At 67.0% G+C, this 22,858-nt stretch carries 23 protein-coding genes; 8 read left to right on the forward strand and 15 right to left on the reverse strand.

Annotation, left to right across the window (positions count from 1 at the left end; translation table 11 throughout):
* Positions 1-75 precede the first annotated feature (75 nt).
* A complete protein-coding gene (locus tag NLR35_RS08870) occupies positions 76-708 on the reverse strand; it encodes an alpha/beta hydrolase (protein ID WP_257166189.1) in 633 nt (210 codons plus the stop codon).
* Entirely contained in the window at positions 705-1,643 is a 939-nt protein-coding gene (locus NLR35_RS08875) for a ring-cleaving dioxygenase (RefSeq protein ID WP_257166190.1), read from the reverse strand. The genes NLR35_RS08870 and NLR35_RS08875 overlap by 4 nt, the downstream gene beginning before the upstream one ends.
* 138 nt (positions 1,644-1,781) lie before the next feature.
* On the opposite strand from NLR35_RS08875, the gene NLR35_RS08880 reads away from it, so the two are divergent.
* The 3 genes from NLR35_RS08880 to puuE all read left to right on the forward strand — a co-directional run bounded on the left by NLR35_RS08880 (position 1,782) and on the right by puuE (position 4,553).
* Positions 1,782-2,675 (forward strand): LysR family transcriptional regulator, encoded by an 894-nt coding sequence (locus NLR35_RS08880; protein WP_257166191.1) that lies wholly within the window; start codon positions 1,782-1,784, stop codon positions 2,673-2,675.
* Between the two features lie 91 nt (positions 2,676-2,766).
* Positions 2,767-3,123, forward strand: coding sequence for a hydroxyisourate hydrolase (gene uraH / locus NLR35_RS08885; RefSeq protein WP_257166192.1), 357 nt, complete (start codon positions 2,767-2,769; stop codon positions 3,121-3,123).
* 5 nt (positions 3,124-3,128) lie between these two features.
* Positions 3,129-4,553: an allantoinase PuuE gene (gene puuE / locus NLR35_RS08890; protein ID WP_257166193.1), complete on the forward strand. Its 1,425-nt coding sequence runs from the start codon at positions 3,129-3,131 to the stop codon at positions 4,551-4,553.
* Positions 4,554-4,822: 269 nt separating this feature from the next.
* On the opposite strand, the gene NLR35_RS08895 is transcribed toward puuE, so the two are convergent.
* Positions 4,823-6,178, reverse strand: a complete 1,356-nt coding sequence (locus tag NLR35_RS08895) for an amidase (protein WP_257166194.1) — start codon at positions 6,176-6,178, stop codon at positions 4,823-4,825.
* The gene (locus NLR35_RS08900; protein WP_257166195.1) at positions 6,165-7,358 is read right to left on the reverse strand and encodes an MFS transporter; all 1,194 of its coding nucleotides are present in this window, start codon (positions 7,356-7,358) and stop codon (positions 6,165-6,167) included. Before NLR35_RS08900 ends, NLR35_RS08895 begins: the two co-directional genes overlap by 14 nt.
* A 29-nt stretch (positions 7,359-7,387) precedes the next feature.
* Here NLR35_RS08900 and uraH (NLR35_RS08905) point away from each other — a divergent pair, with 29 nt between their 5' ends.
* Entirely contained in the window at positions 7,388-7,729 is a 342-nt protein-coding gene (uraH, locus tag NLR35_RS08905) for a hydroxyisourate hydrolase (RefSeq protein WP_172183678.1), read from the forward strand.
* A 217-nt stretch (positions 7,730-7,946) separates the two neighbouring features.
* Here the strand turns inward: uraH (NLR35_RS08905) and NLR35_RS08910 are convergent, their stop codons facing one another.
* The 8 genes from NLR35_RS08910 to NLR35_RS08945 all read right to left on the reverse strand — a co-directional run bounded on the left by NLR35_RS08910 (position 7,947) and on the right by NLR35_RS08945 (position 14,324).
* Entirely contained in the window at positions 7,947-8,762 is an 816-nt protein-coding gene (locus NLR35_RS08910) for an ABC transporter permease (protein WP_257166196.1), read from the reverse strand.
* Complete coding sequence (locus NLR35_RS08915; RefSeq protein WP_257166197.1) at positions 8,759-9,640, reverse strand: ABC transporter permease; 882 nt, start codon at positions 9,638-9,640, stop codon at positions 8,759-8,761. Before NLR35_RS08915 ends, NLR35_RS08910 begins: the two co-directional genes overlap by 4 nt.
* A 4-nt stretch (positions 9,641-9,644) precedes the next feature.
* A complete protein-coding gene (locus NLR35_RS08920; protein ID WP_257166198.1) occupies positions 9,645-10,691 on the reverse strand; it encodes an ABC transporter substrate-binding protein in 1,047 nt (348 codons plus the stop codon).
* 23 nt (positions 10,692-10,714) lie between these two features.
* Positions 10,715-11,800: an ABC transporter ATP-binding protein gene (locus NLR35_RS08925; RefSeq protein WP_257166199.1), complete on the reverse strand. Its 1,086-nt coding sequence runs from the start codon at positions 11,798-11,800 to the stop codon at positions 10,715-10,717.
* A 287-nt stretch (positions 11,801-12,087) separates the two neighbouring features.
* Positions 12,088-12,837 carry an aspartate/glutamate racemase family protein gene (locus NLR35_RS08930; protein WP_257166200.1) on the reverse strand — a complete coding sequence of 250 codons (750 nt, stop codon included), beginning with the start codon at positions 12,835-12,837 and terminating at the stop codon, positions 12,088-12,090.
* A gap of 59 nt (positions 12,838-12,896) precedes the next feature.
* Positions 12,897-13,358 (reverse strand): DUF3429 domain-containing protein, encoded by a 462-nt coding sequence (locus tag NLR35_RS08935; protein WP_257166201.1) that lies wholly within the window; start codon positions 13,356-13,358, stop codon positions 12,897-12,899.
* Positions 13,359-13,370: 12 nt separating this feature from the next.
* Positions 13,371-13,550: a DUF2256 domain-containing protein gene (locus NLR35_RS08940; protein WP_257166202.1), complete on the reverse strand. Its 180-nt coding sequence runs from the start codon at positions 13,548-13,550 to the stop codon at positions 13,371-13,373.
* A gap of 6 nt (positions 13,551-13,556) precedes the next feature.
* Complete coding sequence (locus NLR35_RS08945; protein ID WP_257166203.1) at positions 13,557-14,324, reverse strand: SDR family NAD(P)-dependent oxidoreductase; 768 nt, start codon at positions 14,322-14,324, stop codon at positions 13,557-13,559.
* Positions 14,325-14,547: 223 nt separating this feature from the next.
* Between NLR35_RS08945 and NLR35_RS08950 the strand changes: the two genes are divergently transcribed.
* Together NLR35_RS08950 and NLR35_RS08955 are read left to right on the forward strand one after the other, a co-directional pair.
* Positions 14,548-15,297 (forward strand): ABC transporter ATP-binding protein, encoded by a 750-nt coding sequence (locus tag NLR35_RS08950; RefSeq protein ID WP_257166204.1) that lies wholly within the window; start codon positions 14,548-14,550, stop codon positions 15,295-15,297.
* Complete coding sequence (locus NLR35_RS08955) at positions 15,294-16,820, forward strand: permease (protein WP_257166205.1); 1,527 nt, start codon at positions 15,294-15,296, stop codon at positions 16,818-16,820. Before NLR35_RS08950 ends, NLR35_RS08955 begins: the two co-directional genes overlap by 4 nt.
* A gap of 5 nt (positions 16,821-16,825) precedes the next feature.
* Here NLR35_RS08955 and NLR35_RS08960 read toward each other — a convergent pair whose 3' ends face one another.
* Positions 16,826-17,749, reverse strand: a complete 924-nt coding sequence (locus NLR35_RS08960; RefSeq protein ID WP_257166206.1) for an alpha/beta fold hydrolase — start codon at positions 17,747-17,749, stop codon at positions 16,826-16,828.
* Positions 17,750-17,853: 104 nt separating this feature from the next.
* Here NLR35_RS08960 and NLR35_RS08965 point away from each other — a divergent pair, with 104 nt between their 5' ends.
* On the forward strand, positions 17,854-18,672 hold the full coding sequence (locus NLR35_RS08965) for an MBL fold metallo-hydrolase (RefSeq protein WP_257166207.1): 819 nt from the start codon (positions 17,854-17,856) through the stop codon (positions 18,670-18,672).
* A 2-nt stretch (positions 18,673-18,674) separates the two neighbouring features.
* Here NLR35_RS08965 and NLR35_RS08970 read toward each other — a convergent pair whose 3' ends face one another.
* Positions 18,675-19,127, reverse strand: a complete 453-nt coding sequence (locus tag NLR35_RS08970) for a cupin domain-containing protein (RefSeq protein WP_257166208.1) — start codon at positions 19,125-19,127, stop codon at positions 18,675-18,677.
* Between the two features lie 327 nt (positions 19,128-19,454).
* Between NLR35_RS08970 and NLR35_RS08975 the strand changes: the two genes are divergently transcribed.
* Positions 19,455-19,919 carry a DUF4399 domain-containing protein gene (locus NLR35_RS08975; protein ID WP_257166209.1) on the forward strand — a complete coding sequence of 155 codons (465 nt, stop codon included), beginning with the start codon at positions 19,455-19,457 and terminating at the stop codon, positions 19,917-19,919.
* Positions 19,920-20,028: 109 nt separating this feature from the next.
* On the opposite strand, the gene NLR35_RS08980 is transcribed toward NLR35_RS08975, so the two are convergent.
* Positions 20,029-22,815 carry a methyl-accepting chemotaxis protein gene (locus NLR35_RS08980; RefSeq protein WP_257166210.1) on the reverse strand — a complete coding sequence of 929 codons (2,787 nt, stop codon included), beginning with the start codon at positions 22,813-22,815 and terminating at the stop codon, positions 20,029-20,031.
* Between the last annotated feature and the right edge of the window lie 43 nt (positions 22,816-22,858).

Below are 22,858 nucleotides of genomic sequence, written 5' to 3' on the forward strand. Positions count from 1 at the left end.
GCCGCGTGATGCGGTCCGATGCCATCGGGAGCATTCTCGATCAGGATGGACGCGGGCCGCAAGCGCAGATGCCGGTCATGCCGCCTTGGCCTGCGGCAGTCCGGCCAGCCAGTCGCGCGACAGCGCGACGTCGGCCTGCGACAGTTGATGCCCTGTCGGCAGGGTCGTGTGGGTCACGTCCGCGCCGGCCTCGATCAGCTGGCTGCAAAGCTTCGCCGAATTGCTGGCAGGTACGATCGGATCGGAGAGACCCGACAGGATCAGCACCGGCCTGCGCGCGAGATCGACGGCCGGTGGCTGCGCCAGCGGCACCATGGCGCGGAACAGCACCGCGCCGGCCAGCGCCTCCGGCTGCAGCAGCAGCAAGGCAGCGGCAATGTTGGCGCCGTTGGAATAGCCGACCGCGACCGGCGCGCCGATGCCGTAATGCTGGCGGGCTTCGCCGATGAACGCGCCGAGCTCCAGCGCGCGCCGTCGCACGTCGTCCTCGTCGAACACGCCCTCCGCCAGACGGCGGAAGAACCGCGGCATGCCGTGTTCGAGAACCTGCCCGCGCGGCGACAGCAGCGCCGCGCCGGGCGACAGCGTGGCGCCGAGCGGCAGGAGATCGTTCTCGTCGCCGCCGGTGCCGTGCAGGAGCAGCAGCGGGGCTGCTCCCGTCGCGCTTCCAGGTTGGAAGCGATGGGTGAAGGACAATGTGCCGGTCATGATGCGGCCTCCTCGAGGTTGGGCAGCACGCCCTCGATCTGCTTGCGGTGCGTCTCGAGGAAGGCGGGCAGCTTCAGGTTTCGTCCGAGTTCGGCGACGGGTTCGTCGACCGCGAAGCCCGGGATGTCGGTCGCGATCTCGAACAGCACGCCGCCGGGCTCGCGGAAGTAGATCGAGCGGAAGTAGTTGCGGTCCTTCTGCTCGGTCGGATGCAGGCCGTGGCGATCGACGAGCTTTTGCGCCATCACGCCCTGCTCGGCATCATCGGCCGCGCGGAAGGCGATGTGATGTACGGAGCCGGCCCCCTGTGCTCCTCGCAAAAAGCCCCTGGCCTCGTAGATGTCGACCACGCTGCCTTCCGCATCGCCCGGCGCCTTGAAGCGGATCACCGAGCCTTCTCGACCAGCTTCCGCGAAGCCGAACACGTCTGTCAGCACGGCGGCGGTCTTCTCGGCGGAGTCGAGCAGCAGCGTGACCCCATGAAAACCGCGGATGGCGTGCTCGGCCGGGATGTCGCCATTGCTATAGCCAGGCTCGTTCTCCGCGCCGGGGACACCGACCAGCGCCAGCGCCATGCCGTCGGGATCGGTGAACGGGAGCACCGACTCGCCGAAGCGCTTCTCCAGTGCCTCATAGGCGATGCCCTTCTCGGTGAGGCGCTGGGTCCAGTAGCTAAGGGAGCGCTGCGGCACCCGGAAGGCGGTCTGGTGCGTTTCGCCGACGCCGCGGCGGCCCTGCCGCACGCCGGCCCAGGGAAAGAAGGTCAGGATGGTGCCGGGACGACCGGTCTCGTCGCCATAGTAAAAATGGTAGGTGCCGGGATCGTCGAAATTGACCGTCTTCTTGACGAAACGCAGGCCGAGATCGCGGGTGTAGAAGCCGTAATTGCGGATCGGGTCGCCGGCGATCGCGGTGACGTGGTGAAGTCCAGCCATGTGGGTCTCCTGTCTGCCAGGCCCTCGAATGGGCCGTTGAATGTCTGGGCGCAATATTGGTCGGCTTTGATTTGGAGACAATCCGTGCTCTTGTGACGTCTCTGTCTATAATTTGGCGACAATGGCGGCCCAGGGACCATGGACAAGCTCAGCAGCCTCCGGGCGTTCGTGAAGGTGATCGAAAGCGGCAGCTTCGCCGAGGCCGGCCGGCAGTTGCGGCTGTCGCGCTCGGCGATCTCGAAATATATCGGCGAGCTCGAGCAAAGCCTCGGCGTGCAGCTGATCGTCCGCACCACCCGCCACGCCAGCCCGACCGAGACGGGGCAGCGCTATTTCGAACGCGCCGTCGCGATTCTCGCGGACCTCGATGCCGCGGATCAAGCTGTCAGCCAATCGCAGGCCGCGCCGCGCGGGCTATTGCGCGTCAACGCGCCGATGTCGTTCGGCACGATGCGGCTCGGGCCGGTCGTGGCCGATTTCATGGTCCGCTATCCCGAGCTCCAGCTGCAGATCGTGCTGAGCGATGATCTGCTCGATCCCGTCCAGGACGGCTTCGATGTGACGCTCCGGATCGCCGAGCTGGAATCATCCAGCCTGGTGGCGCGGCGGATCATGCCGGTGGAGCGCGTCATCTGCGCCGCGCCCGCCTATCTCGCCCGGCACGGCATGCCCGAGAGCCCGGAGGACCTGCGCCGGCATACCTCGCTGACCTATGGCTTCCTGCTGACCGGCAATCAGTGGAAGCTCACCGGCCGCGACGGCGATCACTGGATCCAGCCGGCCTGGAGCCTGTGCGTCAACAATGCCGAGGTGTTGCGCGACGTCGCGGTGAAAGGGCAGGGCATCGCACTGATCCCGCATTTCATCGCGGCGGATGCGCTGGCCAGCGGCGCGCTGACCGCGATCCTCGCCGACTACACCGCGCCCCCGCTCGCGCTCTACGCGATTTATCCCCCAACGCGGCACCTCTCGGTGAAGGTGCGGCTGTTCATCGATTTCCTGGTGGAGCGTTTCGGGCGGAGGGAGCCGTGACCACGCATTGAGCTGGCGGTGACCGGCAAAACGCCTCGAAGCTTTAACCGGGCGCTGCTAGGGTTGGGACGGCAGCAGCAAGGGAGCACGGATGGGCCGTCTGAGCACGCATATCCTGGACACGGTGAGGGGCAAGCCGGCCGCCGATGTCACTGTCGACCTCGATGTCCTCGGGCCGGGCGGCGCCTGGCGGCGCATCAAGCAGGTCCGGACCAACGCCGACGGGCGCACCGATGCGCCGGTGCTGGCGGGTGAGGAGTTCGCGGTCGGCACCTACATGCTGACGTTCCACATGGGCGCCTATTTCAAGACCCATGGCCTCGCCTCCGGCGATCCGTTGTTCCTCGACCTGATCCCGCTCCGCTTCGCGGTCGCCGATGCCGACGCGCACTATCACGTGCCGCTGCTCGCGACGCCCTGGAGCTACCAGACCTATCGCGGGAGCTGAGACGAATGACTGCCGATTATCCGCGCGACATGGTCGGCTACGGCCGCACGCCGCCGCATCCGCGCTGGCCGGGCGATGCCCGGGTCGCCGTACAATTCGTGATCAATTACGAAGAGGGCGGCGAGAACAACATTCTGCACGGCGACGCCGCCTCGGAGGCGTTTTTGTCCGAGATCGTCGGTGCGGCGGCCTGGCCGGGCCAGCGCCACATGAACATGGAGTCGATCTACGAGTTCGGCTCGCGCGCCGGTTTCTGGCGTCTTTGGCGGATGTTCACCGCGCGCAAGCTGCCGGTGACGGTGTTCGCGATCGCCACCGCCATGGCGCGCAACCCGGACGCGGTGGCGGCGATGAAAGAGGCCGGCTGGGAGATCGCCTCGCACGGCCTGAAATGGATCGACTACCGCGACTTCTCGGAAGCAGACGAGCGCGATCACATCGAGCAGGCGATCCGCCTGCACACCGAGCTGACCGGCGAGCGTCCGCTCGGCTTCTACCAGGGCCGCACGTCGGAGCATACGCTCGACATCGTGCTGCAGGAGCAGGGCTTCGTCTACAGCGCTGACTCCTATGCCGACGAATTGCCCTACTGGATCCAGGGACCGCACGGCCCGCAGCTGATCGTACCGTACACGCTCGACGCCAACGACATGCGCTTCGCCACGCCGCAGGGGTTCAATGCCGGCGACCAGTTCTTCGCCTATCTGAAGGATAGTTTCGACACGCTCTATGCCGAAGGCGCCGAGAGCCCGAAGATGATGTCAGTCGGGCTGCATTGCCGCCTCGTCGGCCGTCCGGGCCGGGCTGCGGCGCTGGCGCGCTTTCTCGACTACATCATGGGCCACGAGAAAGTCTGGGTCGCGACCCGGCTCGACATCGCCCGGCACTGGATCCGGACGCATCCGCCGGCAGGCCGTTGGCGTCCGTCGCAGATGTCGCGCGTGCTGTTCGTCGAGCGCTATGGCGACATCTTCGAGCACTCTCCTGAGGTCGCCGACCGCGCCTATCGCGCGGGGCTGTCCGCATTCGATGACTCCGCAGATGCGTTGCATACGACGCTCATGAACGTCGTCCGGGCGATGAGCCGCGACGAGAAGCTGAAGCTGATCCGCGCCCATCCGGAGCTCGCCGGCCGCGAGGCGCTGGCGGGCGAGATGACCAGCGACTCGATCGGTGAGCAGGGCCGCCTCGGCTTCACCTCGCTCTCTCGCGCCGAGTTCGAGCGCGTCGCCGACATCAACCGCCGCTACCGCGACAAGTTCGGCATGCCGCTGATCGTCGCCCTCGCGCTCCATGCCGACCGCGCTTCGGTCATCGCCGAAATGGAGCGCCGCATCGGCAACGACATGGATGCCGAGATCGCCAACGCGGTCGACCAGATCGGCCATATCACGCGGGCCAGACTGGCGAAGAAATTCGAGCAGGGCTGAGCGGAGGGTGACGTCACCACCTGTGAGTTGGACCCAGGCTCATTCGTCACGGATAGCGCGCTCCCTCTCCCCGTTCTTCACGGGGGCGCGACGAGCTTCGCTCGCGCTGAGAGGGTTGGGGTGAGGGGCAGCCACGAGCACCAGACTCGCGGAGACCCCCCTCACCCGGATTGCATTTGACGATGCAATCCGACCTCTCCCCGCCCTAGCGAAGCTTCGCTTCGCCCTGGCGGGGCGAGGTAGGCCTCGCGCGAGGCGCGACAGATTGCTCAAAGCCAGCCAGCCAACACGCGCTCTGCGTTTGCAGCCACATCGAGCAGCAGGCGATCGTGTCCCCGCGCTGCGATCAGTTGCAGACCGAACGGCAGTCCCTGCGAATTCAAGCCGCAAGGAATCGAGATTGCCGGCACGCCCGCGTGGTTGGCGAGCGGCGTGAACACCGCATGCGCGCGCGGGCTCGCAGGCTTGCCGCCGATCTTGGACGGGCCGAGCTGCGTGAACGGCCAGGCGACACACGGCACCGTCGGCGCCAACAGCACGTCAAATTCCGTGAAGAACGCCGCGAAAGCGCGGGCGATCTGTGTGCTCGCCTCCAGCGCGCGGCCGACATCGGCGCCGCTGAGAGCGAGGCCGCGCTCGATCTGCTTGGCGATATCAGGATCGAACTGCGTCGGATCACTCCGAAAGGCCTCGCCATGGAGCGCGGCGAGGCCGGCATGTTGCAGCGGCATCACCGCGTCCTCGGCAAGCCCGACTGGCCAGGCAGGGTCCTTGTCGGTGATGGCGAACCCCCTGGCGCGGAGCCGATCGACCGCCCGCTGCAAGCCGGCGCTCACATCGTCATCCACGGCGACGTCGAGCCCGAGCCGCGGCGAGAACGCCAGCCGCAACGGCGCTCCCACGGCAGCCGATGGCAAATCAAATGAGTCCGGGTCGCGCGGATCCGCGCCAGCCATCGCCTCGAACGCGAGCCTCGCATCGGCGGCATCGGCAGCAATCGGCGCGATCACCGAGATGCGCCAGAACGGCTCGGCGAAGCCCGGTCCATAAGGGATCGCGCCATGGGACGGCTTGAAGCCGACCACGCCGACATGCGCCGGTGGCCGCCGGCTCGAGCCACCGGCATCGGTGCCGATCGCAAGCGGCACGAGGCCGGCCGCGACCGCGGACGCCGGTCCGCCCGAGGAGCCGCCCGGCGTGAGCCGTGGATCAAGCGGGTGGTGGGTCGGTCCGTACAGCAGCGATGTCGTCACGCCCTTGCAGGCGAACTCCGAGGTCGCGCCGATGCCGACGATGACAGCGCCGGCACGGCGCAGCCGCGCGATCGCGATTGCATCCTCGGAAGCAACGAAGTCAGCGAATAGCCGCGAGCCTTGCGTAATGCGCCAGCCCGCGACCCAGATGTTGTCCTTGACCACGATCGGCACGCCGGCGAGCGGCAATGTCTCTCCGGACACAACGCGGCGGTCCACGTCATCCGCGTCCGCACGCGTTCGCTCCGGATCGATCGTCACCACGGCGTTCAAGTCGCGGGCCTTGGCGATGCGTGTCAGCACCTGCTCGGCCATCTCCCTTGCCGTGGTGTGTCGCGCCATCACGGCGTTTGCGATCTCAGTCGCGCGCATCGGATCGCTCCATCAGCAGCACGGCCGCGCCTGCGGCCGCCATCAAGCCAAGAATGACGAAGCTGCCGCCGAGGCCGATGCGCGGCGTCAGCACGGCAACCAGCAGCGGCGCCGCGACGAGGCCGAGGAACGACGTGGTGAGCACCGCGCCGGTGGCCTCCGCGACGCGCCCGGGCTTGGCGAGATTCGCGATCTCGGCGATGAACACGCCGTTCCAGCCGCTGGCCGTCAGTCCGAACATAAAAGTGAGCAGAACCAGGATCGATCCGCTCAGCGATTGTCCCCAAAGCCCGAGCAGCAGCGCGCAGACCGCCATGCCCGCGCCCGCCATCACCAGCACCGTGCGCGCTGAGCGCAGCCGCGTCGCCACCGCGCCCCAGCCGAGCCGCCCGATCAGGCCCGCGCCTTGCGCCGAAGCCAGCAGCCAGCCCGCTTCGACATGGCTCAGCGCGAGCTCCGATGTGCCGAAGCTGATGTAGCAAGTGTTGAGGATGACCTGCATGCCGCTGAACGGGATTGACGCGATCGCGAGCGCGGCCATGCGGCGGTCGGAGCTCACGAGCTGCAGCCGCTGCCGCAGGCCGAGATACGGCATGGGCGCTAGCTTGACGGCGTAGGCCGGGCGCAGTCGCTCGAAGCTGATGAAGCCGATGATGGCGCAGACGATCACCGCGGCATAGGCGGAGCTTGGCGCAAGCCCGACCGCGAGCGGCGGCAGCAGCAGCGATCCCACGACAGCGCCGATCTGGCTGCCGGTCTGCCGGATCGAGAACACCATCGCGCGCTGCTCCGGCGGCACGAGACGTCCGAGCAGGGCCGCGCTCGCCGGTGTTTCCGGTCCCGCCGCCAGCCCGAGCACGAGCCCCGCGCCGAGCAACGCCCAGCCGTTGCCGAGCGTCGCCAGCGACATGCCGGTGCAGACGACCACCGCGCACAGCGCCGCGACGCGCAGCGAGCCGATCTTTTGCACCAGGGTGCCGCCCCAGAACGAGGACACCAGACTGATCGCAAACGCCGCGGTCGAGAACAGCGACAATTCCTCGATACTGAGCCCGGCGCGCGGCGCCACCGTGCCCGGCGCGAACAGCGCCAGCGACACGAGCGCCTGCAGCGCCGTCATTGCCGCCAGCGCAGGCCACAGCGGCGGCGCTGGCGCCGCGGGAGGTTTCGCGTCTATCATGCCGCGGCAACCTGGGAGCGGAGCAATCGATGGCCGGAGGTATCTCGGTTCATGCGGTCGATGTGGCGAACGGGCGCCCGGCGCTGGGCTTGCGCGTCGCGATCTGGCGCGTGGCGCCTGACCGCACCCTGCTCGCCGAGGGACAGCTCGGCGCCGACGGCACCTTGCAGGCGCCGGTCGTCAAGGGCGATGGCGTCACCGCCGGCGAGTATGAGGTGCTGTTCCATATCGGTGAGTTCTTCGGGGCAAACGCACAAACGAAATTCCTGACCACAGTGCCGTTTCGCTTCGCCATCGACAAGGTCGAGGAGCATTTTCACCTGCCGCTGAAATTCACCCCGTGGGGCTATTCGATTTTCCGCGGCGCTTAGTGAGTCACCCGTGGCCGTCCTTCGAGACGCCCGCCTGCGGCGGGCTCCTCAGGACGAGGGCTGATTTCTTGGCGGGATATCCACCCCCTCCATGAACACGCCTCTCGGCGTGTTGATGGTCCGTGTGCAGGACCCCCTTTGGGCGCCAACCCCTCATGGTGAGGAGCGCCGCTCGCGGCGCGTCTCGAACCATGAGGCCCCGCTGCGGCAACCTTGATCAACCCGTCAGCCGCTTCGACAGACCGGTGGTGCGCTCCATGATCGCCATCAGCGCAATCGTCGCGATGATCAGCACGCTGGACAGCGCGGCGATGGTGACGTCGAGCTTGCCTTCGAGGTCCTGCCACATCCGGATCGGCAGCATGTCGGTGGCGGCATCGCGCAGGAACAGCGACACCGGCACGTTGTCGAACGACGACATGAACGCGATGAACGCACCGGAGATGATGCCGGGCCGGATCAGCGGCAGCACGATGCGGCGGAATGTGTAGAGCCTGGAGGCGCCGAGGATGGCCGAGCTTTCCAGCAAGGTTGGCTCGAGTTGTGCCAGCGCGGCCACGGTATTGCGCACGACATAGGGCACGCAGACGATGGTGTGGCCGATCACCAGCGTGAGCAATGACACCGGCAGGCCGATCAGCGAGAAGAACATCAGCGCTGCAAGCCCGAAGGCGAGCGCGGGCAGCACCAGCGGCGACATGAACAGGGAGTCCAGCAGCTTCGCCGTGAGCGCCTTCGAACGCGAGATCGCCAGCGCCGCGGCAACGCCGAGCACGATCGACAGCCCGGTCGACCACAACGCGACGACGACGCTGTTGCGCGCGGCGAATTGCAGCTGCCAGGCGTTCCATAATTCGACGTACCAGCGCGTCGAATAGCCGGGCGGCGGAAATTTCAGCGAGAAGCCTGATGTGAACGAGACGATCACCACCACCAGAGACGGCGACACGATCAGGATCAGCGCCAGGATGGCAATGACCGTCATCACGATCTGGAAACTCAGCGCCTCCCAGTTGCGCTGCCGCCCGCTCATCGCGCGTCTCCATAGCCGCGCGCGCGTCGGCCGAGCATAGAGAACAGCGCGACGATCGCGAGCACCGCGAACAGGAAGATGATCGAGATTGCGGCTGCGAACGGCCAGTTCTGCAACGTCGAGGCCTGCTGATACAGATACATCGGCATGAACAGCATCTGCCCGCCGCCGACCAGCGACTGCGTGATGAAGGCGGTGATCGCCGCGGCGTAAGTCAGCGTGCAGCCGGCGATGATGCCGGGCATCGACAGCGGCAGCATCACCTTGAAAAAGGTACGCCAGCTGCCGGCGCCGAGTGAGGCCGAGGCGTCGGAGAGATTGGGATCGATGCGGCCGATCGCTGTGATCAGGGGCAGCACCATCAGCGGCATCTGCACCTGCGCCAGTGCGGCGATCAAACCGCCTTGCGTGTAGATCATGCGCAACGGCGTGCCGATCAGCCCCATGGATTGCAATACGGAGTTGATGATGCCCTGCCGTCCCAGGATCACGATCCAAGCGAAGGTACGGACCACGACGCTGGTGAGCAGCGGCAGCAATACGATCATGATGATCAGGGTCTGCAGCCGGCTGCCTGACCGCTGATACAGCCAGGCGATGGGATAGCCGAGCACGAGACAGGCGAGCGTCACCTCGGCGCCAAGCAGCAGGGTCGAGCCGAGCACGGCGAGGCTGAAGGGGTCGGTCAGGAACTTGATGTACTGACCGAGCCCCCACACCGTCGCCGCGGTGTCGTTATGGAGCGAGAGATAGAGCAACTGCGCCAGCGGCAGCACGAAGAAGATCGCGAACACCAGGCCCAGGGGCAGCGCAAGCCCCAGGCTGAAGCTGGTCACGTCTCCAGGTGCTGTCATACGTGCTGTCGCGGCGCTCTTCATCGCGTCAGATCTTGATGTCGCGGTTGAACTTCTCGATCCACGACGCGCGCTGCTCGTTGATCTTCTTCCAGTCCTGGAACACGAACTTCTTCTTCAGCTCCGCGGTGTCCTTGGCCAGCACCTTGGCGATCTCGCCGGACATCGCGACCTTGGTGTTGGTCGGCACGATCAGATAGGGCGAGTTCATCAAGGTGGTCTGCACCTCGGGCGACAGCGCCGCCTCGATCAGCTTGAAGGCGAGTTCCCTGTTCGGCGAGTTCTTGACGATGTGGATCGTGGTCTTGAAGGCGATCGCGCCTTCCTTCGGCGCCACGAACTCGACCGGTACGCCGCGCGCCTTGAGAATCTGGATGGCGTTGAAATTGCCGGGCGAGATGTCGATCTGGCCTTGCTGGAATAGGGTGGCCAGCGCGCCGGGATTGGCGGCGACGGCCGCGAGGTTCGGCTTCAGTTCCTCGAGTGCCTTGAAGCCCTCGTCGACATTGGCTTCCGAGCCGCCGCGCATGCGCGCGATTTCGACCAGCCAGCCGGTGCCGAGCGTGGAGTTGAGGTTGGTGATGCCGACCTTGCCCTTGAACTCGGGCTTCCAAAGATCCGCCCACGACGTCGGCGGTGTCTTCACCGTCTCCGGATTATAGGTCAGGCCGACGACCTGGAAGAACGGCGCCGGACCCATCGCGTCCTGCGCCTCGGGAATCAGGTCCTTGAAATAGGTGCTCTTGTCGACCGGGTAGGGCTCGACCAGATCCTGGCCGATCGCGACCAGCGCCGGACCGGGATCGTGCAGCATGACGTCGATCGGCGGATTGGCCTTGGCGGCGTTGACCTTGGCGATCTGGTCGACCGACAGCATCGGATCGAGCACGATGGGCGCATCGCCGTTCGCCTTGCGGAACGCCGGCACCAGCACCGCCTTGTGCGCTTCTTCCCAGCTGCCGGTGAAGGTCGCGAACACCAGCGGCCGCGCCTGCGCGAGGCTCAAGCCGGGGAAGGCGTGCATGGCTCCCAGCGTCAGGGCGCTGGTCAGGAGCCGGCGGCGATCAAGCATCATGTTTCACTCCGATGTGGTGGTTGTCATTCCGGGAAGACAGTGGCGAGTCCGGGCGCAAGCGGCGCGACGCGCACTGGCGTGCCGGCCTCGCGCAGCGGCGTGCCGCCGGTGCGCGCCTGCGAGATCTTGATGCTGGAGCCGTCCTTGGCCTTGATCTCGTGGACGACCGTGGCGCCGAGCGGCAGCGCCATGCCGATCTCGCCGGCAAAGCCGGACTTGTCAGCGACGAAGGCGAGATGCTCGGGACGCAGGCAGACGGTGACCTTGTCTGAGGCACGGACCGGATGAGGCGCCCGCGCGATGATCTCGCCGCCGGCCTCCAGGCCGACCTTCACGCTGCCGGCATCGGTCGCCAGCACCGTACCCTTCAGCCTGTTCGCCGTACCGACGAAGGTGTTCACGAACAGCGTCTGCGGTTGGTCGTAGATCTCGCTGGGCGTCCCGAACTGCTCGAGGTGGCCGTGGCTGAGCACCGCGACACGATCGGCCATCGACAGCGCCTCTTCCTGGTCGTGAGTCACGATCAGGGTGGTGGTCCCGGCCATGCGCTGCAGCCGCTTGACCTCGATCTGCATGTCCAGCCGCAGATTCTTGTCGAGTGCGGCGAACGGCTCGTCGAGCAGCAGGATCGACGGCCTGATCGCGAGCGCGCGCGCCAGCGCCACGCGCTGCTGCTGGCCGCCGGACAATTGCCGCGGCAGGCGCTCGCCGAATTTTCCGAGCTGCACCATGTCGAGCAGCCGCTGCGCCTCCTTGCTGCGCGTCGCCTTGTCGACGCCACGCGCGGCCAAGCCGTAGCCGACATTCTCGGAGATCGAGAGATGCGGAAACAATGCGTAGTTCTGGAATACGATGCCGACCGCGCGGCGGTTGGGCGGCAGCGCATCGACGACGTCATTGCCGATGATGACGCGTCCCTCGCTCTGGCCGATGAAGCCGGCGATGATGCGCAGCAGCGTGGTCTTGCCGCAGCCGGACGGACCGAGCAGGGCGATGATCTCGCCGCCCTTCACATCGAGATTGATGTCGGACACGGCCATCGTGCCGCTGGAGAAGCGGTGCGTGATCCGATCGAGAACGAGCGACTTGGCTTCCGATACGCTGGCCATGGGCTTCCTGCTCAACTGAGTTGAAAAAGCAAGAAGCGTGCCGCCTTTTCAGGCAGTGGTGGCCGTTTGTGTACAAGTGAGCGGGTGAGCGGTACGTCAGTATGCGTTTCACTCTTAGTGAGAAAGCACGGAGGTGCGCGGAAGGCAGCGCGCTCCCTCTCCCCGTTCTTCACGGGGAGAGGGTTGGGGTGAGGGGCAGCCACACCCACCGACCGTGCGGAGAGTCCCCCTCACCCGCATGCGGGGAGAGGCAAGGACCGAACAAGCCCTTCAGCCGTGCCGCTTAACTACGCGTCCCGATGCTCCAGCCGTGCCGCGAGCGCTTCCGCCAATCCCGTTGTCGGCTTCGCCGCTGGCCTGCGGAACGTGCCCGCCGTGGCCTTGCGCATCTTCAGCGCGTGCAGCGCCTCGGCCTGCTTCACCGCCGCGATCACCTGATCGACCACCGGAACGGGAATGCGATGCGCGACACGCGCCGCCAATCCCGATAGTGGCGCGCCGGCGAAGATCAGCACGTCGGCCTCGTTCTCCTCGACGGCGCGCAGCGCCAGCTCGACCAGCAGCTCCTCCTTCTCGTGCTGCACGTCGGAGATCTGCTTGAAGCTGCCGTCGAGCATGCGGATGCCGGCGCAGCGCTCCATCAGCCCGTGCATGCGCACGCACTCCTCGTACCAGGGCCCGAGAGCCTGCGCGAAGGTGACGATGGCAAAGCGGCGGCCGGCCATGCAGGCCGTCAGCATCGCGGCTTCCGCGAGCCCGATCACCGGCACGTCGAACAGCTCCCGCGCGGCGAACAGGCCGGGATCGCCGAACGCGGCGATGATCGCGGCATCGAACGTGCCATTGCGCTCCGCCAGCATTTCCAGCGCGACCGCGCCGCCGATCTGCGCTTCAGCGCGCGTGGCGATATAGGGCACGCCGCGCGGCGCTGTGCAGGGGATCAGCGTCGTGCCGGGCGCGGCGGCGTCTCGGCCGACCTGCAGCATGAGGTCGGTGATGTCGGAGCGGATGTTGGGATTGAGCAGCAGGATGTTCATGGCGCCTCGCGAAGGAGACTCAAGCTTGCCCGAGGCGGCGCGGCTCTGTCTACAGCGTCTCAAGCCGCGCTAGGAATTCCGCCGATGACGACGGCGATGAAAGTGGCGAGCATCGCGGCCGTCGCGCCGACGCTCAGCAATCGCCGCAGTTTCAGAAACCAGGATCGCCGGTCGTCACCGCTGAAGCAGAGCTCATCGACGATGAGTGCCGCCAGGAGCGCCGCTGTCAGCAGCACCAGCGCCGGCGCGGCCGGCAGCAGGAGGGCCGCCCAGCCGAGCAGCGCCGGCGTGACGCCCCAGGCCATGCGCCACCAATCCGCGAGCGCCGGCGTCTGCACCGCGAGCCCCCAATGCACGGCGCCAAGGAAGCTCAGGATGACGGCGCCGTAGGCGATCTGAGCCTGTAGCGCCATCAGCCGCGCGGGCTCTCGCCCGGCGATCACCAAAGCCGCCAGACCGATGAACGGGATCAGTCCGCTCAGGCCGAGGATCCGCATGGAGGTGGGAATGCCGGTGAGCATGCGTGATCTCCCCTAGTTTCTGCGCCGCGTCGAAGGAGCGGCGGCTGCCCGCCCCCGCTCCCCGCGGCAGCGATCGGAGCAGAACTTCACCTCGTCCCAGTCGCGGGCCCATTTGCGACGCCATGCGAATGGCCGGCCGCAGGCGGCGCAGATCTTGGTCGGCAGGTCGGACTTGCGGCGCATCTTCGGCATGGCGCTTCACCACGGCACCGGTGTGCCGCCCCAGTCGTAGAAGCCGCCGGAGTTCTTGGCCTCGAGCCGATCGACGACAGCGAGCAGGTGACGCGCGGCTTCGACCGGAGCGACGCCGCTGGCCGAGGCGAACGGCGCCGACAGTTTCGTCGCCACCGTGCCCGGATGCAGCGCGATGCAGATCGCGTCAGGCGAGCGGCGGGCCAGCTCGATGGCTGCGCAATGCACGAGCTGGTTCAAAGCTGCTTTCGAGGCGCGGTAGCCGTACCAGCCGCCGAGCCGGTTATCGCCGATCGAGCCGACCCGCGCCGACAGCGCCGCGAGCATCGCCTTCCCCGTGCGCGGCAGACGTGGCAGCAGATGCTTCATCAGCAAGACTGGTCCGGTCGCGTTGATGGCGAAGGCGCGGGCAAGACGCTCGGCATCGAGCTCGCGCCAGCTCTTCTCCGGCAGCGCCTCGCCCTCGTGCAGCATCCCGGTGGCGATGATGACGAGCCGGACCTCGCCTGCTTCCGCAATCTGCTCGGCGGCTCGCGCAAGGCTGTCTTCATCGGTGAGATCGAACGCAGGCGCCATGCCGCGGCTGAAGCCGAGGACGGTATCGAACCGGCCGCTGTCAGTCAGCGCGACGCTGAGAGCGCTGCCGATGCCGCCGCTGGCGCCGAATACCGCGGCGACTCCGCCGCGCGGAAAGGAATCCAGACGGACGGTGAGCCCGGGCAGCGCGTCCGAAGCGGCGTCACGCGTCTGGTTCGCGATCAGCTGGTCCGTCACGTCGATCCTCATTGGCGCCGTGCAGCCGCGGGGAGGGCTGCTCGCAGTGTTAACGAAGTCGTTCCGCACTCGGATCATTGCGCTAGAGTGGACGGAGGCGATCCGGTTCTGACGCTCGGAACCGGCTGGTCGGGAATGGCGCGTCGCGATCACGATAGGGTGGGCGTTCACCGCGCCGCAACGAGTTGCGTCCAAGTTGTCGATGCGAACCGAATGAGCGGCCATGACACCAGAGAGCTCCGCCCTTGCTGTGCGAGGGTTAACCAAATGTTTCGAACGGCCGGCCGTCGACGGGCTCGACCTCGTCGTGCGCGCCGGTGAATTCTATGCGCTGGTCGGCCCCAACGGGGCCGGCAAGACCACGACCTTGCGCATGGTCGCCGGCCTGCTGAAGCCCGATGCCGGCGACATCGCGATCTTCGGCATCGACGCGCTTGATGATCCGATCGCAGCGAAGCAGGTCATGGCGTGGGTGTCGGACGAGCCGATGATCTACGACAAGCTCACGCCGCTCGAATATCTCGAATTCGTCTCCGGGCTCTGGGGCGTCGATCCCGCGAGCTCGGGCCACACGGCGCGCGAGCTTCTGGTCTCGCTCGGGCTCGAGCCGCATCTGCACGAGCGCTGCGAAGGGTTCTCCAAGGGCATGCGGCAGAAGGTGGCGCTGGCCGGCGCGCTGGTGCACGACCCGCAGCTGATCATCCTCGACGAGCCGCTCACCGGCCTCGATGCGGTCTCGGCGCGTCACGTCAAGGGTCTCCTGGCCGAGCGCGTCCGCCGCGGCGGCACCGTGATCATGACGACGCATATCCTCGAAGTGGCCGAGCGCATGGCCGACCGGATCGGTGTCATCGCCGCCGGCCGCATCGTCGCCGAGGGCACGCTGGCCGAGCTGCGCCAACAGAACGGTCGCACCGATACCAGCCTCGAGGAGCTGTTCATCGCGCTCGTCGACGTCGAGTCCGCGGCATGACACGGGCAGCCACGCTGGCCTGGTTCGCCCGGCACGAGCTCAGGCTCGCCTGGCGGGAGTGGCTCAGCATGATCACCGCCGGCCGGCGCCGCCGCACCCGTGCGGCGATCATCGGCCTCGCGCTGTTCGGCGCCATCATGCATCTGCCGGCCTGGGCCGTGGTCGGCCGCTATGCCGACCTGCAGCCGCCACTCGATAAGACCGCGCTGATCGTGATCACCGCGACCATCATGCTGTCCTGGGCCTTGATGCTGTCGCAGGCGATCGAGTCGGTCACGCGCGTGTTCTATGCCCGCGCCGATCTCGACCTGATCATGTCGTCGCCGGTGCGGCTCGCCGAGATCTTCTCGGTCCGCATCGCCGCCATCGCGCTGTCCGTGACCAGCATGGCGCTGCTGCTGGCGACGCCCTTCGTCGACGTGCTGCTGATCGAGGGCGGGGCGCGTTGGCTCGCCGCCTTTGTCGTGGTCGCGGCCGTCGGCCTTTCGGCTGCCGCGACCGCCATCGCGATCACGATCGTCTTGTTCCGCCTGATCGGTCCGGCGCGCACGCGGCTGGTCGCGCAGATCCTGGCCGCCGTGATCGGCGCCGGCTTCGTCATCATGCTGCAGATCGCGGCGATCGTTTCCTACGGCACGCTGTCGCGCTTCGCGGTGCTCACCTCCGATGCCGCAGCCGCCATCGCGCCCGATCCGGACAGCCTCGTCTGGCTGCCGGCCCGCGCCGCGCTCGGCGACCCCCAGGCGCTGCTGATTCTGCTCGCGGCAGGGTTGCTGTTGCTCGGAATCGTCATGATGGTGTTCTCGCCGCGCTTCGCCGACACCGCGATCAGCGCCGCCGCGCAAGGCGTCTCCAGCCGCGCCGGCGCGCAGATCCGCAGCTTCCGCGGCGGCTCGCGACAGCAGGCGTTGCGGCGGAAGGAGTTCATGCTGCTGCGGCGCGATCCCTGGCTGATCTCGCAGACGCTGATGCAGCTGCTCTACCTGGTGCCGCCGGCGCTGCTGCTGTGGCGCAGCTATTCCGATACGTCGCAAGCCGTCATCCTGATCACGCCGGTGATCGTGATGGCGGCGGGCCAGCTTGCCGGTGGCCTGGCTTGGCTCACGATCTCCGGCGAGGACGCGCCCGAGCTGGTCGCCACCGCGCCGCTGCCGGCGGCGCGCATCGTGCGCGCCAAGATCGAGGTCGTGCTGATCACCATCGCGGTGATCTTCGCGCCGTTGGTGCTCGCGCTTGCCTGGGTCGCGCCGTGGCAGGCCCTGGCGACGACGGCGGCCGTGCTGATCGCGACGATCTCCTCGACGGCGATCCAGCTCTGGTTCCGCATCCAGGCGCGGCGCAGCCAGTTCCGGCGCCGCCAGACCTCGTCGCGGCTCGCAACCTTCGCCGAAGCCTTCTCCTCGATCGGCTGGGCGGCAACCGCGGCGCTCGCGATCGCGTTGCCGGAGGCCGCCGTGATCTGCGGCCTGATGACCGCGGGCCTGCTGTTTGCCGCCTGGAAGCTCAGCCCCGCAAGGTCCTGATCGCGTCAGCGTAGCACCTCCATCACGGCGGCGGCGAACGCCTCGGGCTCCTCCTGCGGCAGGTTGTGACCGGCGCGGATCACGCGATGGGCGATCCGGTTGCTGAACTTCGCGGCATGCGCACGCCCGTCGGTCGCCGGGATCACGCCATCGCTGTCGCCATCGAGCGTGATGGTCGGCACGGTGATGACGGGCAGCGCCGCCAGTCGCCGTTCGAGCTCGTCATAGCGGGGGTCGCCCTCGGCCAGTCCGTAGCGGTGGCGATAGCTGTTGATCACGACATCGACGTGGTCCGGATTGTCGAACGCCGCGGCCGCGCGCGCGAAGGTCGCATCGTCGAACGCCCAGTGCGGCGACCATCGCCGCCACAGCAGGCGGGCGATCTCGGCGCGATGGGCCGCGAGGCCGGCGCGGCCGCGCTCGGTCTGAAAGTACCATTGGTACCAGAACGCGAATTCGCGCGGCACCGGCGCCGGCTCGAGCGACTTTGCAATATCCTGGATCGGATAGCCGTTGACCGAGACGAGGCCCACGCAACGCTCGGGCCACAGCGCCGCACCGATGCCGGCGCCGCGGCCGCCCCAATCATAGCCGGCGAACACCGCGCGCGGAATCGCCAGCGCATCCATCAGCGCGATCAGGTCGGCGCCGATGGCCGCCTGCTGGCCGGAGCGCGGCGTCGATGCGTCGCGGAAGCGGGTCGGCCCGTAGCCGCGCAGATAAGGCACGATGACGCGACAGCCCTGGGCCGCGAGGCGCGGCGTGACGTCGACATAGGAGTGGATGTCGTAGGGATAGCCGTGCAGCAGGATGACGACCGGGCCATCCGAGGGCCCGCTCTCGACATAGGCGATGCTCAGGACTCCGGCATCGATCGCCTTGATCGGTTGCATCTCCTTCGCCTGCGGCGATCCGTCCCGCTCACTCATGCCATCCTCCCGCTTACCAGCCCTGTCCCATGGGCGCTGCGATGAGGATAGTTCTGATCGCAATTCCTCGCTACACTCACACGCGCTGTTGAAGAGGAACCGCCATGCTGCGTTCGCTGCTCCCGCTGCTTGCCGTCCTGGTCTCGTTCGCATCGCCTGTATCGGCGCAGTCGGGACCGCGCACCAGCGAGTGCCTGGCCATGGCCGGCGAGACGCCGCGCGCCACGCCGGTCAGCCTGCGGCGGACAGCGGCCGCCGGCAACGAGGTGACGATCACCTATGCCGGCCATTCGACGTACTTCATCGATACGCCGATGGGCATCCGCATCGCGACCGACTATAGCGGCGCCTATCAGGTTGGTCGGCTGCCCGATGTCATCACCATGAACCGCGCGCATTCGACGCACTACACGCTGGCGCCCGATCCGCGCATTCCGCATGTCTTGCGCGGCTGGGGCGACGACGGCAAGCCGGCGCAGATCTTCGAGCGCGTCGGCGACGTGCTGATCCGCAACATCACCACCGACATCCGCCGCTACTTCAGCGACTCGCTCGGCGGCGACATGATCCGGGACGGCAATTCGATCTTCATCTTCGAGGTCGCGGGCCTGTGCATCGGCCATCTCGGCCATCTGCACGTCAAGCTCGACGAAACGCATTTCGCCGCGATCGGCCGGCTCGACGTGGTGATGGTGCCGATCGACGGCACCTACACGATGTCGCTCGACGGGATCTCCGAGATCACCAAGCGGCTGCGCGCCTCGGTGGTGCTGCCGATGCACCGCTTCGCGACGCCGCTCGACGAGTTCATGCGCAAGGTCGGGCAGCAGTTCGAGATCGACCGCCGCACCGAGCGCAGCCTGAAGATGTCGCGCGAGCTGCTGCCGTCGAGTCCGACCGTGATCATCCTCGACGGCGTGTAGCTCTACGCACCGGCCAGGCTGGCACCGCGGCGGCCTTCCGGCGTCAGGAACATGCGCTTGAGCTTGTTGATCACGCGCACCGCGAGTCCGAGCAGATAAGGCTGGGTCTTCAGGCAGAAGGCGAGCTTCTTGACGTGACCCTCGACGTGCCACTTCGCATGCGCGCCGTCGCGGAAGAAGATCACGTCGCCCGGCCCATAGCGCTTCGCCGGCAGCCCATCGCTCTCCAGCACGATTGCGCCTTCGAGGATCAGGATGGTCTCGTCGAAATCGTAGTACCAGTTGAACTTGCCCTCGGTGCAGTGCCAGACGATGGTCGAGCCCAGGCCGTCGCTGCTGCGGGCGACGGTGCAGGAGGTCGCGGTCGGATTGCCCTCGATGATCCAGGACGGCTCGATCGGCGCCGGCGACAGGTCGACGGCGAGATTGGCGGTTTCGATCAAGGAGGGCGACATCATGAACCTCAAATATCTGGGACTGAAATGACCGGACGCGAGCCGTCATGGGCCTGCAACCATAGCCGGTTGCACCTAATGGCCGCTTTCCGCGGTCGTTAAGATTTGAACCGATCGCCGCGACCTGCCGTCGCATCACAACCACGCCAGCGCTATAAACATCACGCGAACGCCGCAATTTGTTCGCGGCCTCGCCAAACCTGATGATCTACTGTTTAGCCGCACTGCAAGATGCGGCCATGCCTCCCGCGGGACGCTTGGCCCATCCTGCAACGTGCCGTCACCATTAAAGATTTTCCGCCGCCGCAGAGATAAGGATTTCCCAGGATGCGCCGACTGAGCCTCGCCATCGCCCTCACGCTGTCCGCCGCCAGCCTTGCCACGACCACATATGTCATGGCCGGCGAGACGCCCGCCCCGGACAACGCCAAGGCCTACTTCATCAACCTCAAGGACGGCGACAAGGTCTCCTCGCCCGTCCTCATCCGGTTCGGTCTCTCGGGGATGGGCGTCGCGCCGTCCGGCACCGAGGCTCCGAACACCGGCCATCATCACCTCCTGATCGACGCGCCCGCGCTCGAAGGCGATGCGCTCAATGAGGCGATCCCAGTCGATGCCGAGCACGTCCATTTCGGCAAGGGCCAGACCGAAGCCTCGGTCAATCTCTCTCCCGGCAAGCACACCCTGCAGCTCGTGCTCGGCGACTGGAGCCACATCCCGCACAACAAGCCGGTGATGTCGGAGCGGATCAGCATCACGGTCGAGCCTGCGACGCAGGCCAAGTCGCCCTAGCATCGAAGTCGCCTTGGCATCGAAGCCGCCCCGGCACGCGATCTGCGCGGCCCGCGACATCGCGGGCTGCGCCTTGCCTCCTGTGTCGATCGTTCGGCTTCCCGTCCATCTACACCTTGAATGCCAGCCGCAGCCCGCCCCAGTGACGGCCCTCGATCCTGATCGGCACGTCGATCTCCTTCAGCGGCACGGTGACGCCGCCGCCCATGTCGCGCTCGTAGCGTTGCGCCTGATGGCCGTGAAGCGTTCGCGAAGCGGCCATGCCGGCGCGATCCTTGTAGAAGCGCCGGTTGCGGCAGTTGGCGATATTCCACAACCGATCACCCGACCGCTGCGGCTGTGAGACCTTGCGGTTGTGGGTCGGAATATAGGCGTTCCGGTCGATCGCCACGCAGAACACGACATTCGGATCAGCCAGCACGGCCTCCTGGATCGGCGGCAGCAGCCGGTCGCAGACCGCTGTAAACGGCGCCTCGAACTGCTCGGGGTCCGTGCCTGCCATGCGCTGATAGTTGAAGTCGAACCATGTGGCGACCGTGGTTTCGCCCGATGCGATCGACTGCTCGATCGCTGCCGTGATCTTGCCCGCCACCGCCAGGGCGACGTCGACCTGGGCCTGGTCGGCGCGATCGATGGTCGCGAGGAATCTCGCCACGGCATCGCGCTGGGACACCGCCTGCTCGCCGAAGCTGATATGGACGTCGCGATTGCCGATCGCGACGATGTCGCCATCAAGGACGCCGAAGGAGGGCGATTCCAGCTTCACCTGCTGTTGCTCGGACAACCCGGCCACATCCATGGCGGCGCGGAATCGCAGGCCACCTTCCGACAGATCCAGCACGGTGCCGTCGATCTGGCCGCCCCTGCCATGCAGGCGCCCGCGGACACTCGTCGGCCGGCGTTGAGTGGACGATCTGCGATCTCCGACGCTCGATGAGCGCAGCGACACCATCAGGTTGGCGCGCAGCTCCGAGACCCGGCCATTGGTGCCGTTGACGAGTTCGGACACGCTCTGGGTCTGCTGCTCGATCGCGGCGGAGCGTCCGGAGATGCGGGTGACGTTTTCGGCGACGGAGGCGACGCCCGCCGACGCCTCGGTGAGGCTGCGCGCGACCTCGCGCAAGGTGGCCTCCTGCTGTTCGGCGGCGGCGGCCATGGCGGCGCTGGCGCCGTCGATGCTGCCGATCGCCGCGCCGATCTTGCTGATGACCGCGGTCGAATCCGAGGTGGCGGTCGAGATGCGATCGATGCGCTGGGCGATGTCGTCGGCCGCCTCCGAGGTCTTGCGCGCCAGTGCCTTGACCTCGTGCGCCACGATCGCAAATCCGGCGCCGGCTTCTCCGGCCCGTGCCGCCTCGATGGTGGCGTTGAGCGCCAGCAGGTTCGTCTGCGCGGCCACCTCGGCGATGGTGCTGACGACCGAGGAGATCTGCTCGGCCGCATCGCTGAGCTCCGCCACGGTCGACCCGGCCTGCTGTGCTTCGCGTGCAGCCCGGCTGGCGAGCTCCGCCGTCTCGGCCGCCCGCTGCGCGATTTCCCGTCCCGTCGCCGACAGCTCCTCCGCCGAGCTCGACACGGTCGTGACGTTGCTGCTCGCGCCGGCAGAGGCCTGCGCCACCATGCCCGCCTCGCTCGCAATGGTCTTTGCTTCCGCCACCGCCTGCGCGCTCCGCGTCGAGGCGTCGCTGCTGATGGCCATGACTTCGGCAACGGCGATGTCGAGATCGGTCTCGAGCAGCTCCCACATCTCGGCGAACATCTTGCGGCGCTCGCGTTCGGCCGCTTCCTTTGCCTTGGCCTGCTCCTCCGTCAGCCGGCGGTTCTCCAGCAGCTTGCCGTGGAACACGCCGAGCGCCCGCGAGATCTGGCCGACTTCATCGCGACGTTTCACCGGCTCCAGGTCAACGTCCAGATCATTCTGCGCCAGCCGCTCCATGGCGCGGGCCATCTGCAGCAGCGGCGAGGCGAGCCAGCGTCCGAACAGGAAGGCCGCCGCCGCCGTGATCAGCACGGTGATGCAGATCGACCAGAAGACCATGTCCCTGACGCTGGCGAGCTCGGCCTTGACGAGACCGAGCCGCTGGTCGGCCGCGGACCGGATTCCCTGCAGCGTCGGACTGATGCTCTCGTAGTGCCGGGTCAGCTCCGCCGCTTCGCCGAGCAGCCTGGTCTGTCCGGCCATGAAGGCGAGAAAGCTCGCGCGATAGACATCCATCAGCTTGACGATCTCGGCCTTGATGGCGTCCGGCAGGTCGGACTTTGCGAGCTCCGCGCCGAATTCGTCGACGCGCTTGCGCAAATCGTCGCCGTATTTCGGATCGCCGCGCAGCATGAAGTCCTTCTCATGCCGGCGCATCATCAGCATCAGCACCGCGAGCCGCGGCTGGTCGTACTTCGTCAATTGAGTTTCGATCGAGCGGACGGCGCTGCGCAGCTTGCCTTGCAGCCCGTCATTCTCGTCGAAGCCGATGGTCTTCTGCGCGGCGACCACGTTGGCGAAGCGTGTCGCATAGCCGGTGATGGCCTCGCGCGACGAGGCCGCCTGGCGCGCGGTCTCGTCATCGGGGGCGGCCGCGAGAATGGCGTCGGCCCGGTCCAGCTGCGACCGGATCGACGTGACGATCTGCTCATGCGTCGCGACCTTGGCGTCTGACGGCTTTTGCAGGAATTCCGTCGCGGTCCCGCGGGCCTGCAGCAGCCTCTCCCAGATGCCGCCGCTCAAGCCGGCCAAGGTTGCCACCCGATCGGCCATCTGCTGGCTGCGTCGCTCGATCGAGAGTCCCGCCAGATAAAGGCAGCCGATGACCGCGACGCCGGCGACTCCAAGACAAAGAATTTGGCTCTTGAGCCCAAAACGAATCCGACTCTGCGCCGAGGCGGCAAGCGAGGCATCCATTCTTGTTCCCTGTGAATCAATTGAGCAACAGGGTCAGTTTTTA

Origin of the sequence: Bradyrhizobium sp. SRS-191 (assembly GCF_024586915.1) — a bacterium.
Classification (GTDB): domain Bacteria; phylum Pseudomonadota; class Alphaproteobacteria; order Rhizobiales; family Xanthobacteraceae; genus Bradyrhizobium.

Excerpts from the sequence above, each read along its gene's own strand:
- NLR35_RS08870 (WP_257166189.1), bottom strand. The coding sequence starts at position 708 with ATGACCGGCACATTGTCCTTCACCCATCGCTTCCAACCTGGAAGCGCG.
- NLR35_RS08875 (WP_257166190.1), bottom strand. The coding sequence starts at position 1,643 with ATGGCTGGACTTCACCACGTCACCGCGATCGCCGGCGACCCGATCCGC.
- NLR35_RS08880 (WP_257166191.1), top strand. The coding sequence starts at position 1,782 with ATGGACAAGCTCAGCAGCCTCCGGGCGTTCGTGAAGGTGATCGAAAGC.
- uraH (WP_257166192.1), top strand. The coding sequence starts at position 2,767 with ATGGGCCGTCTGAGCACGCATATCCTGGACACGGTGAGGGGCAAGCCG.
- puuE (WP_257166193.1), top strand. The coding sequence starts at position 3,129 with ATGACTGCCGATTATCCGCGCGACATGGTCGGCTACGGCCGCACGCCG.
- NLR35_RS08895 (WP_257166194.1), bottom strand. The coding sequence starts at position 6,178 with ATGCGCGCGACTGAGATCGCAAACGCCGTGATGGCGCGACACACCACG.
- NLR35_RS08900 (WP_257166195.1), bottom strand. The coding sequence starts at position 7,358 with ATGATAGACGCGAAACCTCCCGCGGCGCCAGCGCCGCCGCTGTGGCCT.
- uraH (WP_172183678.1), top strand. The coding sequence starts at position 7,388 with ATGGCCGGAGGTATCTCGGTTCATGCGGTCGATGTGGCGAACGGGCGC.
- NLR35_RS08910 (WP_257166196.1), bottom strand. The coding sequence starts at position 8,762 with ATGAGCGGGCGGCAGCGCAACTGGGAGGCGCTGAGTTTCCAGATCGTG.
- NLR35_RS08915 (WP_257166197.1), bottom strand. The coding sequence starts at position 9,640 with ATGAAGAGCGCCGCGACAGCACGTATGACAGCACCTGGAGACGTGACC.
- NLR35_RS08920 (WP_257166198.1), bottom strand. The coding sequence starts at position 10,691 with ATGATGCTTGATCGCCGCCGGCTCCTGACCAGCGCCCTGACGCTGGGA.
- NLR35_RS08925 (WP_257166199.1), bottom strand. The coding sequence starts at position 11,800 with ATGGCCAGCGTATCGGAAGCCAAGTCGCTCGTTCTCGATCGGATCACG.
- NLR35_RS08930 (WP_257166200.1), bottom strand. The coding sequence starts at position 12,837 with ATGAACATCCTGCTGCTCAATCCCAACATCCGCTCCGACATCACCGAC.
- NLR35_RS08935 (WP_257166201.1), bottom strand. The coding sequence starts at position 13,358 with ATGCTCACCGGCATTCCCACCTCCATGCGGATCCTCGGCCTGAGCGGA.
- NLR35_RS08940 (WP_257166202.1), bottom strand. The coding sequence starts at position 13,550 with ATGCCGAAGATGCGCCGCAAGTCCGACCTGCCGACCAAGATCTGCGCC.
- NLR35_RS08950 (WP_257166204.1), top strand. The coding sequence starts at position 14,548 with ATGACACCAGAGAGCTCCGCCCTTGCTGTGCGAGGGTTAACCAAATGT.
- NLR35_RS08955 (WP_257166205.1), top strand. The coding sequence starts at position 15,294 with ATGACACGGGCAGCCACGCTGGCCTGGTTCGCCCGGCACGAGCTCAGG.
- NLR35_RS08960 (WP_257166206.1), bottom strand. The coding sequence starts at position 17,749 with ATGAGTGAGCGGGACGGATCGCCGCAGGCGAAGGAGATGCAACCGATC.
- NLR35_RS08965 (WP_257166207.1), top strand. The coding sequence starts at position 17,854 with ATGCTGCGTTCGCTGCTCCCGCTGCTTGCCGTCCTGGTCTCGTTCGCA.
- NLR35_RS08970 (WP_257166208.1), bottom strand. The coding sequence starts at position 19,127 with ATGTCGCCCTCCTTGATCGAAACCGCCAATCTCGCCGTCGACCTGTCG.
- NLR35_RS08975 (WP_257166209.1), top strand. The coding sequence starts at position 19,455 with ATGCGCCGACTGAGCCTCGCCATCGCCCTCACGCTGTCCGCCGCCAGC.
- NLR35_RS08980 (WP_257166210.1), bottom strand. The coding sequence starts at position 22,815 with ATGGATGCCTCGCTTGCCGCCTCGGCGCAGAGTCGGATTCGTTTTGGG.